The organism is Serratia sp. T13T92 (assembly GCF_047530105.1).
Taxonomy (GTDB): domain Bacteria; phylum Pseudomonadota; class Gammaproteobacteria; order Enterobacterales; family Enterobacteriaceae; genus Chania; species Chania fonticola.
This window is the reverse complement of sequence record NZ_JBLJAK010000001.1, coordinates 649834-662912: the sequence shown is the minus strand read 5'-3', so window position 1 is coordinate 662912 and position 13079 is coordinate 649834. Positions and strand designations below refer to the sequence as shown.

Annotated in this window: 14 protein-coding genes and 1 riboswitch; of the genes, 9 read left to right on the top strand and 5 right to left on the bottom strand. The window is 55.1% G+C overall.

What is annotated here, in order from left to right; translation table 11 throughout:
• The first annotated feature begins 184 nt into the window (after window positions 1-184).
• Window positions 185-378, top strand: a riboswitch (cobalamin riboswitch).
• 160 nt (window positions 379-538) lie between these two features.
• The 6 genes from cbiB to cobT are packed head-to-tail and all read left to right on the top strand — an operon-like array spanning window position 539 to window position 6061.
• Entirely contained in the window at window positions 539-1495 is a 957-nt protein-coding gene (gene cbiB, locus ACMV5I_RS03135; RefSeq protein ID WP_414823649.1) for an adenosylcobinamide-phosphate synthase CbiB, read from the top strand.
• A 49-nt stretch (window positions 1496-1544) separates the two neighbouring features.
• A complete protein-coding gene (locus ACMV5I_RS03130; protein WP_414823713.1) occupies window positions 1545-3086 on the top strand; it encodes a cobyric acid synthase in 1542 nt (513 codons plus the stop codon).
• Window positions 3083-3628: a bifunctional adenosylcobinamide kinase/adenosylcobinamide-phosphate guanylyltransferase gene (cobU, locus tag ACMV5I_RS03125; protein WP_202672376.1), complete on the top strand. Its 546-nt coding sequence runs from the start codon at window positions 3083-3085 to the stop codon at window positions 3626-3628. The genes ACMV5I_RS03130 and cobU overlap by 4 nt, the downstream gene beginning before the upstream one ends.
• Window positions 3625-4371 carry an adenosylcobinamide-GDP ribazoletransferase gene (cobS, locus tag ACMV5I_RS03120; RefSeq protein ID WP_414823648.1) on the top strand — a complete coding sequence of 249 codons (747 nt, stop codon included), beginning with the start codon at window positions 3625-3627 and terminating at the stop codon, window positions 4369-4371. Before cobU ends, cobS begins: the two co-directional genes overlap by 4 nt.
• 9 nt (window positions 4372-4380) lie before the next feature.
• Window positions 4381-4998 (top strand): adenosylcobalamin/alpha-ribazole phosphatase, encoded by a 618-nt coding sequence (locus tag ACMV5I_RS03115; protein ID WP_414823647.1) that lies wholly within the window; start codon window positions 4381-4383, stop codon window positions 4996-4998.
• 4 nt (window positions 4999-5002) lie between these two features.
• The gene (gene cobT, locus ACMV5I_RS03110) at window positions 5003-6061 is read left to right on the top strand and encodes a nicotinate-nucleotide--dimethylbenzimidazole phosphoribosyltransferase (protein WP_414823646.1); all 1059 of its coding nucleotides are present in this window, start codon (window positions 5003-5005) and stop codon (window positions 6059-6061) included.
• Between the two features lie 92 nt (window positions 6062-6153).
• Here the strand turns inward: cobT and ACMV5I_RS03105 are convergent, their stop codons facing one another.
• From ACMV5I_RS03105 to ACMV5I_RS03095, 3 genes are read right to left on the bottom strand one after another with little or no spacing between them, the layout of a single operon-like run.
• A complete protein-coding gene (locus ACMV5I_RS03105; protein ID WP_261461193.1) occupies window positions 6154-7443 on the bottom strand; it encodes a cytosine permease in 1290 nt (429 codons plus the stop codon).
• Between the two features lie 19 nt (window positions 7444-7462).
• Window positions 7463-8152, bottom strand: coding sequence for a helix-turn-helix transcriptional regulator (locus ACMV5I_RS03100; protein ID WP_024528492.1), 690 nt, complete (start codon window positions 8150-8152; stop codon window positions 7463-7465).
• A 25-nt stretch (window positions 8153-8177) separates the two neighbouring features.
• A complete protein-coding gene (locus tag ACMV5I_RS03095) occupies window positions 8178-8588 on the bottom strand; it encodes a GNAT family N-acetyltransferase (RefSeq protein ID WP_021178360.1) in 411 nt (136 codons plus the stop codon).
• 502 nt (window positions 8589-9090) lie between these two features.
• On the opposite strand from ACMV5I_RS03095, the gene ACMV5I_RS03090 reads away from it, so the two are divergent.
• Entirely contained in the window at window positions 9091-9324 is a 234-nt protein-coding gene (locus ACMV5I_RS03090) for a hypothetical protein (protein WP_024486733.1), read from the top strand.
• A 114-nt stretch (window positions 9325-9438) separates the two neighbouring features.
• On the opposite strand, the gene ACMV5I_RS03085 is transcribed toward ACMV5I_RS03090, so the two are convergent.
• On the bottom strand, window positions 9439-9753 hold the full coding sequence (locus ACMV5I_RS03085) for a hypothetical protein (protein WP_202729081.1): 315 nt from the start codon (window positions 9751-9753) through the stop codon (window positions 9439-9441).
• 389 nt (window positions 9754-10142) lie between these two features.
• Between ACMV5I_RS03085 and ACMV5I_RS03080 the strand changes: the two genes are divergently transcribed.
• Both ACMV5I_RS03080 and ACMV5I_RS03075 read left to right on the top strand, forming a co-directional pair.
• A complete protein-coding gene (locus ACMV5I_RS03080) occupies window positions 10143-10316 on the top strand; it encodes a hypothetical protein (protein WP_164721884.1) in 174 nt (57 codons plus the stop codon).
• Between the two features lie 146 nt (window positions 10317-10462).
• Entirely contained in the window at window positions 10463-11377 is a 915-nt protein-coding gene (locus ACMV5I_RS03075; RefSeq protein ID WP_024528494.1) for a DMT family transporter, read from the top strand.
• Between the two features lie 66 nt (window positions 11378-11443).
• On the opposite strand, the gene cycA is transcribed toward ACMV5I_RS03075, so the two are convergent.
• Window positions 11444-12844: a D-serine/D-alanine/glycine transporter gene (cycA, locus tag ACMV5I_RS03070; RefSeq protein WP_071680542.1), complete on the bottom strand. Its 1401-nt coding sequence runs from the start codon at window positions 12842-12844 to the stop codon at window positions 11444-11446.
• Window positions 12845-13079 lie beyond the last annotated feature (235 nt).

Here is a 13079-nt window from a genome sequence, read left to right as displayed (position 1 = left end):
TAACACAGCGTAATTGCCGATGATCCGTTGCAAACTAAACCTGTCGCCCAGGTGAATGCCAGATCTTGGCGTGTATTCGCCATATCAACAGGTTATTATGGCATGGCCATTGTCGAGGCTATCGAGATGAAAACTAAGTGATAAATTTAAGCGTGGAGTTCATTGAACCCATACGTTGTGATTAACCGTATTATTGCCAACTGGATAACCCACACCCTGAACGATGACAGGTTGTGGTTGGGAAGGGGGTTTAACTCCCCCGCAGCCCCCGCTGCTGTGATGCCGACGAGTCCACTGCGCCACTGATCTGAGGATTGGGAAGGGAGTGGATGAGGATGACGCTAAGCCAGAAGACCGGCCAGTTGGTCACACATTCAACACCTTCGGTGGGAAGGGGGTTGTCATAAGATACGTGCAGCTATGTTGCACCGCCTGGTCGTATCCTGTTGACACCCAAATCCCGCCCGAGAGGTCGGGATTTTTTTATGCCATTAACCCACCATCAGGCTTTCTTAATCGCGGCTACAAGGTGCGTGCCATGACGCTGCTAGCCTGGTTCGCGGCCTTTCTGCTCGACAGTCTGTTAGGTGACCCACCGCACTGGCCGCATCCGGTGCGCTGGATCGGTAACCTGATCACGGTGCTGCAACGCGCGATCCGCCGGACTTGCCATAGCGAGAGAGCGCTAAAACTTGGCGGCGGGCTGCTGTGGCTGGGCGTCGTTGGGTCGGTCTGGCTGGTCAGTTGGGGATTTTTAACGCTGATGCAGTATATCCACCCGTGGTTAGGCTGGCTGGCGGAAGTCTGGCTGATTTATACCCTGCTCGCCGGGCGCTGCCTGGAGCAGGCGGCCATGGAGGTTCACCGGGCACTGCAAAGTGCCGATCTTGAGGAGAGCCGCCACAAGCTGTCGTGGATTGTCGGGCGGGATACCTCACAACTGGAAGAGCCGCAAATCACTCGGGCGGTGGTGGAGACGGTGGCAGAAAACAGCGTGGATGGCGTAATTGCGCCGCTGTTCTTTTTGCTGATAGGTGGAGCACCGTTGGCGATGGCGTATAAAGCGGTTAACACTCTTGATTCAATGGTGGGCTATAAAACGCCGAAATACCGCGCTATCGGCTATGTGTCGGCGCGGATGGATGACTTCGCCAACTGGTTACCGGCCCGGCTTAGTTGGCTACTGCTGAGCTGTGCGGCCCGGCTGAACGGGTTGGACTATCGCCAGGCGTTACGCATTGGCTGGCGCGATCGCTATCGGCACACCAGCCCTAACTGCGCCTGGTCGGAAGCCACCGTGGCTGGAGCGCTGGGAGTGCGGCTTGGCGGTCCTAACAATTACTTTGGTCAACGGGTCGAAAAGCCGTGGATCGGCGAGGCTCGGCGGGAGATCGAGCTGGCAGATATTCCACGCAGCACTCGTCTGATGATGACGGCCTCGCTGTTGGCTCTGCTGCTGTTTGCAGCGTTGCGCCTGCTATGGCTTGGCGCTTGAAATAATAATGGTTTGCGCGGCTCAGCCAGCGCGACGTGGAGAATAAGTGATGAAACGGTGTGTGATGGTGCAGGGAACCGCATCCGATGTGGGTAAAAGCGTGCTGGTGGCCGGGCTGTGCCGGATATTCATGCAGGATGGCTATCGCTGTGCGCCGTTCAAATCGCAGAATATGGCGCTTAACTCTGGCATTACCGCCCGTGGCGAAGAGATGGGCCGGGCGCAGATCTTTCAGGCCGAAGCCGCCGGTATCGCACCCGATGTGCGGATGAACCCGGTACTGCTGAAACCGACCAGCGATTGCCAGGCGCAGGTGGTGCTGATGGGCAAAGTGGCCTGCAATATGGACGCGGTCAGCTATCACGAGTACAAGCCACAGTTACAGCAACAAATCAGCGAGGTGTATCACAGCCTGGCCAGCGGCTACGACATCATGGTGCTGGAGGGGGCAGGTAGCCCGGCGGAAATCAACCTGCGCGACCGCGACATCGTCAATATGGGCATGGCGGCGATCGCCGATGCGCCAGTGCTGTTGGTGGCGGATATCGATCGTGGCGGGGTATTTGCCGCTATTTACGGCACGCTGGCCCTGCTGGAACCAGAAGAGAAAGCCCGGGTGAAAGGGGTAATCATCAATAAATTCCGTGGTGATATTGCCTTGCTCTACTCGGGCTTGGAGCAGATCGAAGCCCTGACTGGTGTGCCAGTGCTGGGCGTGATGCCCTGGTTGAATATCGATCTGGAAGATGAGGATGGTGTGGCGTTGCAAAATGGCAAGTATGCCCCGACAGGCAGCAGCCATGAGCTGGACATCGCGGTGGTACAGCTGCCCTATATGTCTAACTTTACCGATTTTAATGCCTTGGCGGCCCAGCCCGACGTAGGGCTGCGCTATGTTTCGCACCCGGCGGCGCTGGCCGGTGCCGATCTGATTATCCTGCCGGGTAGCAAAAATACCCTAGGGGATTTGCAGTGGTTACAGCAAAGCGGGTTGGCGGCGGCGTTACAGGATCAGCACCGGGCCGGAGTGCAGATCGTGGGTATTTGCGGCGGCTACCAGATGCTCGGCAAGCACATTATTGATGGCGTGGAATCCGGAGTGGAGCAGATGGTGGGTTTGGGATTGCTGGATGTCACCACCCGCTTCGCACCGCAAAAAGTCACAACGCAGGTGACAGCGCAATGTGAGCCTGGGTTGCCCGGCCTCTGGTCTGGCTGTGGCGATCAGGACGTCGTTGGTTATGAAATCCATATGGGCACCACCCAGCTTGGATCAGAGGCTACGCCCTTCTCCCGTCTTTCCCTACGTAACGGCCAACCGGACAGCGCCTTTGACGGGGCTGTTAACCCCGCCGGTAACGTGCTGGGCAGCTATATTCATGGCTTATTCGACAGCGCACCTTTTTGCCGCGCGCTGCTAAACCAGTTACGACAGCGTAAAGGGCTGCCGGTTTACGACGGCCCGGCTTTCGATTATGCCGATTATAAGCAGCAACAGTTTGATCTCTTGGCCGATAAGATGCGGGAACATATTGATATGGATAAAATTTACCGCTTGATGACCGAGCACCAGCAAACGGGGGCCCAATGATCCTGATCACCGGTGGAGCACGCAGCGGCAAAAGTTCGCTGGCCGAAAGGTTAGCGAGCGGTGTCAGTGACCGGGTGTTGTATATCGCCACGTCGGTGGTCACCGATGAGGAAATGGCTGAACGGGTCAAGCTGCATCGCCAGGCCCGGCCTGCGCATTGGCGTACCTGGGAGGGCAGCCAGCAACTGGCCAGCGTGATCGACCAACAGGCGGGGGCGGGAGATGCGGTGATCCTGGAGTGTATTACCACGCTGATCGCCAACCTGATGTTTGACCTGACCGGGGAGATGCCGGTGGAAAGCATCGACTTTGCCGTGGTTGAAACGGCAATCCAACGGCAGATCGATGATCTGCTGGCCGCCTGCGCCCGCAGCCCAGCGGCGATTTATCTGGTCACCAATGAACTGGGGATGGGCATCGTGCCGGAAAACCGTCTGGCACGGCACTTCCGTGATATTGCCGGGCGTGTTAACCAGCGTTTGGCCGCCGCCGCTGAGTCGGTGCTATTGGTAATTTCTGGTATTGAGGTCAAGATCAAATGAGTTTGCAACTGTTTTGGGCCACTCTGCAATTGATGACGCGTATCCCGTTGCCCGCCAGTTGGACACAGGGGTTAGCGATGGATAATTACCAGCGTGGGATCGTCGGTTTCCCCTTGATTGGCCTGATCGTCGGTGCAATCGGTGGCGCCGTCTTTACCCTGTTGGCTCCCTGGTGTGGGGTACCACTGGCGGCGTTGGGATACGTGCTGGCGTTGGCTCTGGTTACCGGTGCCTTCCACCTCGACGGATTGGCCGATACCTGTGACGGCGTATTTTCGGCTCGTACTCGGGAAAAAATGCTGGAGATCATGCGCGACAGTCGCCTAGGTACCAATGGTGGGTTGGCGCTGATCTTTATCGTTGTGGCCAAGGTGTTGGTGATCAGCGAACTGGCACTGCGCGGGGTACCGATGTTGGCCACGTTGGCGGCAGCAGGAGTAGCCTGCCGGAGCCTGGTGGTATTGATGATGTATCGCCAGCCCTATGCCCGTGAGGGTAACGGGCTGGGGAACCTTTACATTGGCAAGATCAGCGGCGGACAAACGCTGTTCACTCTGGCGCTGGGGGCCGCTTTGGTCGCCTTGTTAGGGCATGGGCAGGGGCTGTTTGCGCTTGGTTGTGCGCTGATCGCTGTGATGTTACTGCGTACCTATCTGCACCGCCGTCTGGGCGGGCAAACCGGTGACACCCTGGGGGCGGCGATAGAAATTGCCGAGCTGATCTTCTTACTGACACTGCTGTGAGTGGGCGTTATGCGGCTATTTTTGGTACGACACGGGCAAACGGCGGCGAATCGGCAGGGCGTATTTTGCGGCATGACCGACTTGCCGTTGACCGAACAAGGTGAGCAGCAGGCCAGGCAGATCGCACAATGGCTGGCCGAGGTGCCTTTTACCCAGGCGATCAGCAGTGAGTTAAGACGCGCCCAACATACCGCCGAGATCGTGCTCGGGCAAAGGGAACTGGTGATCCAACCCGACGGCGGCTTTAACGAAATGAATTTTGGCGACTGGGAAATGTGCCATCACCAGGATTTACAGCAGCAGGATAGTGCTGCCTGGGCCGACTGGGTGGCAGATTGGCAGCTAGCCTGCCCGCCAGCGGGGGAGTCCTTTCCACTGTTTTCACAGAGGATTAGCCAGCAGGCCCAGCGTCTGCTGAACGAACAGGGCGATGGCGATCGTCTGCTGGTGGCGCACCAAGGTTCTCTGAGCCTGCTGCTGGCTGGGTTACTAAAGTTGCCTGCCGCCGGGATGTGGCATTTCCCGTTTACCCAGGGAGCCTACAGCGTGGTGGAACTCAACCAGGGGTTTGTCACGCTAAAAGTATTTAACAGCCAGGCTCATTGGCAGCCTGCAAGCAGAGAATAAAGTTATGCAAACATTGTCATCGTTAATCGACCTGATTAAGCCGTTGGACGCGGCCGCCATGCAACAGGCAGCGGCAAAGATTGATGGCCTGCTTAAGCCACCGGGTAGCCTTGGCCGCCTGGAACAGTTGGCGACCCAGTTAGCCGGGATGCGCGGTTTTAGCGAGATGGACGCCAGCCGCAAGCAAATAATCGTCATGATGGCCGATCACGGCGTTTATGCCGAAGGGGTGGCGGTGTCACCGCGTGAAGTGACGGTGATCCAGGCGCTGAATATGGTGAAAGGCAATACCGGCGTCTGCGTATTGGCGGCCAATGCTGGTGCCGAGGTGAAGCTGGTGGATGTTGGCATCGACAGCGAACCCTTGCCGGGCCTGATCGACATGAAAGTTGGGCGCGGCAGCGGCAACATTGCGCGTGGTGAGGCAATGACGCGCCAGCAGGCGGAGGAGTTGCTGTTGGCCACGGCTCAATTGACGCTGGAGCAGGCGGCGCTTGGGGTGAAGCTGTTTGGCGTTGGTGAGTTGGGGATGGCTAATACTACGCCAGCCGCTGCGTTAGTTAGCGTCTTTACCGGCCGCGATCCGCAGGAAGTGGTCGGCATTGGGGCCAATTTCCCCAGCGATCGTTTGCACCACAAGGTGGACGTGGTGCGTCGGGCGATTGAGGTAAATCAGCCGGATGCCCAAGACGCGTTGGACGTGTTGGCGAAGCTGGGTGGATACGATCTGGTGGGAATGGCTGGCGTGATGCTGGGGGCTGCTGCGGCCGGTCTGCCGGTGATCCTCGATGGTTTTCTCTCTTACGCCTCTGCGCTGGCGGTCTGCGGCATTGCGCCTCAGGCTCGGGATTATCTGCTGCCGTCCCATTTCTCTGCGGAGAAGGGCGCGGCTGCGGCTCTTGAGCACCTGCAATTGGCACCTTATCTGCATCTGGATATGCGGCTGGGGGAGGGCAGCGGTGCCGCCATTGCCATGCATATCGTGGATGCGGCCTGCGTGATGTTTAATCAGATGGGATCGTTGGCGGACAGTAATATTGTTATTCCCGGTAACGCGACCTGAAAGGCGGATACCACCACCAAGGTTTCACCTTGTAGGGGCGCCGCCCGCTTAGCTAGGGTCGAACATATGCTCGACCCTGTTAATTCGACAAATTAAGCAGTTTGCAGGTTGGTTGCCCGGCCAAACAGGCGTTTAAACAGCCAGTAAATCACGCTGGCTGCCAGCAGTGAGTTAATGGTTGGCACGCCCCATTCCGTCACCAGACCAATCACGCTGCCGACGATGCTGGCGATAATCGCTGCCCAACCGATGAGCGGCGTTTCCTGCGGCAGTTGTCCAAGCTGGCGGCTGGCATCCAAAGCGTCTCGGTGGCTGCGCAGCAGGAAATAGTCCACCAGCATGACGCCGAGGATCGGTGGGAATACCACGCCCAGCACGGTCAGGAAATCCACAAACCGATCCAGGATCCCCAGAACCGAAAGCAGCGTGCCCAACAGACCGATAATCACCGTGGTTGCGGTGTATTTCAGCTTTTTACCGGTAATCCCTTCAACCGCATTCACTACGCCCAAGGACGACGAATAGAGGTTCAGATCGTTAACGCGCAGGGTGGAGAACACGACCACCAGCAAACCGATACCGCCTGCACTCTGGGCCATGATCGTTACCACGTCTGCGGTGCCGAGCGTTTTGGCAATAAAAATCGCCAGGCCGTTAACCACGAATTCACCGGCAATAATGGTCAGCAGAGTAATGCCAAACACGTGGCGTTTGTTTTTGGAGTAACGGGTCAGGTCAGGAGTCATCAGGCTGGCGACAATGGCGCCGCCGACTACGATGGTGATGCCCGCGCTGATGGTCAACGCTTCCCCCATCGGTGCCAGCAGAATGGCCTCATGCAGTTTCTGCCCAGAGAGGACGTTATAGGAAATAAAGAACACCAGCAGGATAAACAGCGGCACTGCGATACGTGCAGTGATGCGCAGCGCTTTAAAACCAAAAGCGACCAGCACCGTCAAAAACAGGCCGGAGAGTGAGGCTGACAGCGGGAAGCCCAGGCGATCGCCCAAGGCGAAGTTAAGCGATTTGGCAAAGATGGCGTTCTGAATGCCAAACCAGCCCAACAGGCTGACGGCCACTACCAGGCCGATAAGCACCGAGCCTATGCGGCCAAAGCCACACCAGCGAGCCAGCAGGCTGCCGGAGATACCTTCTCTCATCCCGGCCAAACCCAGCCCGAACGTCACGACCCCAAAGATCAGGCTGCCAATCGAGATAGCGATAAAGGCATCGGTCAGGGTCATTGAGTTACCCAGCACGGCACCCAACATAAACTGGTCCAAGGCCGTTAGCATACCCATATGCACGATGGCGACGCTGAGGAAGGAGACCCTCTTATCCTGCGGTACCCGGCTCAGTGGGTAGTCTTCAATTTTAATCACGATAATCTCTCGTTAACGTTTAAATAAATTGGATGCCTTTTTCAATTAGGCGTACTGGAATGTAGCTGTCCAAATTCACCAGTTTGCAATACTCCTCGAACTGCTGGAGCGTATGCACATCGGCTTTTTGGTAGATGTTGTAGATTCTATTTTCTATGGTTTTATTGCTGACGTCATATAGCCTGGCAATCTCTTTGTTGGTGTAGCGTTGCAGCATCAAAAATATGATATCCAACTCCGACTGGGTAAAAATCTGGATGCTGACTTCGGTGGTTAATATGCTGGGTTTTTGCTGGTTGATATATTTTAGCGGTGAAAAACTGTCCAGCGGACGGGCGTTCCACATGGTGCCAACCAGCTCTTCCTTGTCATTATAAATAGGCAGTTTTTCGCTGATAAAGGGGACCAGGCTGTCGCTACCGTACCAGAAGTGCGTCTCGATGACGGCTACGCGATCCCGCGTTCCTTCGGTTTTCCTGTCGTGTTCTTGCAAGTCGGGGGCGAACTCTGCCCAATCGGCAGGGAATTCGGCATCAAGCTTGCCCGCAATATCGAAATTGAGAGGTGTATTGGTATAAAGATAGGCCGCCTTATTCATATAAATATGGCGTGAAGATAAATCTTTAATGCCCCAAGGCTCATTTAAATGTTCCATCATGGTGATGAGACCTTTTAAATATAATTCATTGCTCTGCCAAAATGAATCCATTTGAACCCCTCATACTCCAGCGCTATCAGATGTTTTTCGCTAAATAAATGCGAGTATGGCGGTGCGCATAGCCCGCTAAGTTGCCATACGGTTGGTACCCCAGTTTTTCGTAAAACGCCTGCGCCTGAAAACTGAAGGTATCGACATAGGCCATATGGCAACCGCGCTTGACGGCTTCCTGTTCTGCCCGCAGCATCAGGTCACGGCCGTAGCCTTTTTTGCGATACTCGTCACCCACCCACAGGTACTGGACTTCTAATCCACCCCACCAGGTTCTGGCAACCAGCCCTGCCACAATCTGCCCGCGATCGTCGGTGACGGTCAGGAATAACGGATGAATATCTACCGCATCATACTGATGGTTGTGCGCCCAGAGGCTGTCAATCACGAACTCTTCGTCCTGCGGATTTGGAGTGTCCGTTACGTTAATCTTCATGGCCAATCTTTCCTTTTCATGCTAATAATTCAAATGTTCATTAAGGTGTCTGTATTGATTAGCTTTTGTTAACATTTATTGACAATGATTACAAGGGTGTTTTTCACCTGTTTTCCTGGTGGCAAAAAATGGGTATGTTGTTGGCAAGAGAAGGGAATAATTGACCTTTCTCAAGAGTATACCGAATAGAAAATATTGTGCTTCACCAGGGATACGCCCTTTAGGGCAGAGGGTAGTGACAAGAGCAAGATAACTTGCCAACCGCACTATTCCTCACTGAACATGTAGTAAGATTTACCATCACTTCGTAGTAATGCATTGCGCAAAGTAGCGGATTAAACTCCGCTACTTTGCCGCAAAATCCGTGCCGTTATCGTATAATTACCTGTTAAGCACCGCGTTTCGTGGTGCTCCTCGCTTCAAGTGGCTCCACTGAGGTATTATGGCCGAGCGGCCCATTTCGCGGCCAGCTCGCAACAGGTGAGAAAGTATTGATGGCATTATGAAAACACTTAAGCCACGCCGCCCTCATGGGAGGTGGATCTATTACATTCTGCACGAAGATATTCTGTGGCCATGCCCAGTCAAATGGGAGTGGGAAGAGAATTTCGAGGCATGGTTGCCTTTTTACTACTCGCCCACCCTGGAGTTTGTGGCAGGCGATCCGGCGAAAGCCGTCAAGGTGACGAAACCCCAAACGCCCGGTTTGCAGCCGAAACGCCTGGAGTACGCTTGATTCGGGTATACCCGATGAATATTCAACCATTCCCTGAGTGCCGATACTCGCCAAACCATGCTATCCGGGCTGAAACAATCCATCCCCAACGCACAACCGCTTTTCTGGCGGAACTCAATTGAGCAAATCGTGAACGGTACGGCGCACGTAGTGGGTCATCTGTGCCAGGTCTTCGGGCGCAACCGGGCCACCGCCAGCCAAGACGACCTGTTGCTCGATCTGAGTGATCTCTTGCTCAACCCGGTTGGCGATTTGCACCTTGACGATCTTGTCTACCGATGACAGCAGAACCTTCAATACCACTTTCAGCGCAATGTTTTCGCAGAATGAATCGTAGGAGTGGGCTGTTGGCGGCGCTTCTACCGCCGGTGGCGGCATGCGTGGGGCCAAAGCCTTGAAACTGTCTACATTTTCAATAATAAGATCCATGTCTCTTATTAGTTCATCAAAATCTTTAGACACTGACTTATTTCCCTTTGCAGTACGCAAAAAATAGAACGCCTGGCTTTGGTTGGCGGACAGGCGGACACAGCTTGAATCGACCGGACGTTCAACGGGTGAGCGGTAGGCTGGTCGGCATTTTAACCCTGCTCGGGTTCCGCAAACAAGATAGGGATGATTGATGTTTCCCCTTCAATGTATAACTGCTGGTGATGATTCTTCGCTGGCCATACAAAGTGCATTGCCGCACGGAGTTCGGATAACCGGGGGGATATGATAAAAAATGCGAAGGGGATTCAGATAAACGCTTAGACCGCAACCCGACAAGCGCTGCACAGGCTAAACTTGAGGGGCAGACATTCACACCGGGAGGAGATATGGAACCCGAACGTGGCATTAAGCGAGTGATACTTTCTGATGGTGCTATCAAACATGTGGTGGTGGAAGACGCTATGGGCAACGAGCGCTCCCTGGCTGCCGTAGATTACATCTCTGAGGGGATACAGCCGCCGTTGGAAACGCTGCCGGAAGTCCCGGCCCAGGAAGAGTAAAAAGGTCCAGGAGGATTGGTTGTCAACCTTCGGCACCGGGCGGCGATTGCTGCTGCCAATCCGGCACGATATTGCCGATTGCTAGCCTTTTCCCCATACTGGCAGAAATTGTGTATTTTAGTGCACCCAGCAGGAAGGGCAAGTCAGTGTCAACGGTCAAGAAAAACTCTACTCCCACGCTGTTTCTGAAGATCAAACCCCAGGAAGCCGTACTGGTCTTTATCACCATGCTCTGGGGCGGCACCTTTTTGGCCGTGCATCAGGCGATGCTGGTCAGTGGGCCATTCTTTTTTGTCGGGCTACGTTTTGGCACCGCGACGTTGGCGCTGGTGCTGTTCTCTCTGCGTTCGCTGCGCGGGATGACCTGGTACGAAATCAAGGCCGGAGTGTTTATCGGCACCTCGATCATGTTCGGCTATGGCCTGCAAACCATGGGGCTGCAAACCATCACCAGCAGCCAGTCGGCCTTTATTACTGCCATGTACGTGCCGATTGTGCCGTTATTGCAGTGGCTGGTCCTTGGGCGTATGCCGGGGATCATGTCCTGGATTGGCATTCTGCTGGCCTTCGTCGGACTGATGCTGTTGAGCGGGCCAAGCAGTTCCAGCCTGGCATTCAGCGGCGGTGAATTCCTGACGTTGGTCAGTGCGCTGGCGATTGCCATCGAGGTGATTCTAATCGGTGCTTTTGCGGGCAAGGTCAATGTGCGGCGGGTGACCATTGTGCAGTTGGCTACTGCGTCGTTGTTATCGTTTTTGATGATGGCTCCCACCGGGGAGTCGGTTCCGGCGTTTTCCAACTATCTGCTTTACAGCGCGGTAGGGCTGGGGATCGCCAGTGCGGTGATCCAACTGACGATGAACTGGGCACAACGCAGCGTTTCACCTACCCGTGCCACGGTGATTTATGCCGGTGAACCGGTATGGGCTGGGATAGTCGGTCGTATCGCCGGTGAGCGTTTGCCTGGGTTGGCGCTGATTGGCGCAGGGTTGATTGTGCTGGGGGTGATTGTCAGTGAGTTGCGTATTCGGCGTAAACCCAAGCCAGTAGAGTTGACATAGCGGCGGGCGCTGCATGCTGCACCTGTAAAAACGCCGCGTGAGAACGCGGCGTTGCAATAACTAAGGTTAGGCCGCCTTTTTACGGCGTACAAACTGATAACCGATCCCCAGAATGATAAACCACAGCGGCGTGACGACCAGCGCCTGGCGTGTGTCCTCGCGCAGCGTCAGCAGCACCAGCACGAATGCGAAGAACGCCATGCATACCCAGCACATCAACTTACCGGCAGGCATCTTGTAGATCGATTTCTGGTGCAGTGCCGGGCGTTGCTTACGGTAGACCAGATACGAACACAGGATGATGGTCCAGACGAACATGAACAGAATGGCCGACACGGTGGTGACCAGCGTGAATACGGTCATGACGTTCGGGATCAGATAGATCAGCACCACGCCGCCCAGCAGACAGATACAAGAGAAGGTCAGGCCGTTTGCCGGTACCGCACGTTTGGACAGGTTGGCAAAGGATTTAGGCGCATCGCCTTCCTGTGCCAGGCCGAACAGCATACGGCTGGTGGAGAACACGCCGCTGTTGGCGGAAGAGGCGGCAGAGGTCAATACCACGAAGTTGATGACGCTGGCTGCGGCTGGCAGACCGATCAGCACGAATAGCTCGACGAACGGGCTCTTATCGGCCACCACCGAGTTCCAAGGCGTTACCGACATGATCACGATCAGCGCGAAAACGTAAAACATGATGATGCGGATCGGGATGGAGTTGATGGCGCGTGGCAGCACTTTTTCCGGATCTTTGGTTTCGGCCGCGGTGGTTCCCACCAGCTCGATACCCACAAAGGCAAACACCGCAATCTGGAAGCCGGCAAAGAAGCCGCTAATGCCTTTCGGGAACATGCCGCCATCATTCCATAAGTGGGAGAAGGAGGCTACGCTGCCGGTTGGGGATTCGAAGTGCATCGCCACCATGACCAGGCCGGCGATGATCAGGCCCACTATCGCGACGATTTTGATCATCGCAAACCAGAACTCCATCTCACCGAACATTTTCACCGTTGCCAGGTTCAGGCTGAGCAGCAGCAACACGCACAGTAAAGAGGCGATCCATTGGGAGAGATCGGGGAACCAGAACTGCGCGTAAGCGGTAATGGCCACCACGTCGGCAATGCCGGTCACCACCCAACAGAACCAGTAAGTCCAACCGGTGAAGAACCCTGCCCAGGGGCCGAGCAGATCGGCGGCAAAGTCGCTAAAAGATTTGTACTGCAGATTGGAGAGCAGCAGTTCACCCATCGCGCGCATCACGAAGAACAGCATAAAGCCGATGATCATGTACACGAAGATGATGGAAGGCCCGGCCAGGCTGATGGTCTTACCGGAACCCATAAACAAACCTGTACCAATGGCACCGCCGATAGCGATCAGCTGGATATGTCGGTTTGAGAGGTTTCGCCTTAGGTGATCTTCTGATCCGGGCGTGGTGTCCACTGCTATTTTAGAATGATCTACCATCGTATGCTGTCCTGTTTTTACCTGTCATGAGTGGAATGGCGAGCTCTGAAGTGGCTCTTTTTTATCTGTATTAGCCGGTTTTTCCGACAAAAGTTAAGGTAACTCAATATCACCACCTTTGTGCAACATATTTACAACATAATAAGGTGGGATAAAAGCCGATTATTCTTTACTCAGGGGAGGCAAATCGGACGTCTAGGGGGCGGAAGATTACTCTTTACCGCGGCAAATGAAC

Excerpts from the sequence above, each read along its gene's own strand:
- cbiB (WP_414823649.1), top strand. The coding sequence starts at position 539 with ATGACGCTGCTAGCCTGGTTCGCGGCCTTTCTGCTCGACAGTCTGTTA.
- ACMV5I_RS03130 (WP_414823713.1), top strand. The coding sequence starts at position 1,545 with ATGAAACGGTGTGTGATGGTGCAGGGAACCGCATCCGATGTGGGTAAA.
- cobU (WP_202672376.1), top strand. The coding sequence starts at position 3,083 with ATGATCCTGATCACCGGTGGAGCACGCAGCGGCAAAAGTTCGCTGGCC.
- cobS (WP_414823648.1), top strand. The coding sequence starts at position 3,625 with ATGAGTTTGCAACTGTTTTGGGCCACTCTGCAATTGATGACGCGTATC.
- ACMV5I_RS03115 (WP_414823647.1), top strand. The coding sequence starts at position 4,381 with ATGCGGCTATTTTTGGTACGACACGGGCAAACGGCGGCGAATCGGCAG.
- cobT (WP_414823646.1), top strand. The coding sequence starts at position 5,003 with ATGCAAACATTGTCATCGTTAATCGACCTGATTAAGCCGTTGGACGCG.
- ACMV5I_RS03100 (WP_024528492.1), bottom strand. The coding sequence starts at position 8,152 with ATGGATTCATTTTGGCAGAGCAATGAATTATATTTAAAAGGTCTCATC.
- ACMV5I_RS03095 (WP_021178360.1), bottom strand. The coding sequence starts at position 8,588 with ATGAAGATTAACGTAACGGACACTCCAAATCCGCAGGACGAAGAGTTC.
- ACMV5I_RS03090 (WP_024486733.1), top strand. The coding sequence starts at position 9,091 with ATGAAAACACTTAAGCCACGCCGCCCTCATGGGAGGTGGATCTATTAC.
- ACMV5I_RS03085 (WP_202729081.1), bottom strand. The coding sequence starts at position 9,753 with ATGGATCTTATTATTGAAAATGTAGACAGTTTCAAGGCTTTGGCCCCA.
- ACMV5I_RS03080 (WP_164721884.1), top strand. The coding sequence starts at position 10,143 with ATGGAACCCGAACGTGGCATTAAGCGAGTGATACTTTCTGATGGTGCT.
- cycA (WP_071680542.1), bottom strand. The coding sequence starts at position 12,844 with ATGGTAGATCATTCTAAAATAGCAGTGGACACCACGCCCGGATCAGAA.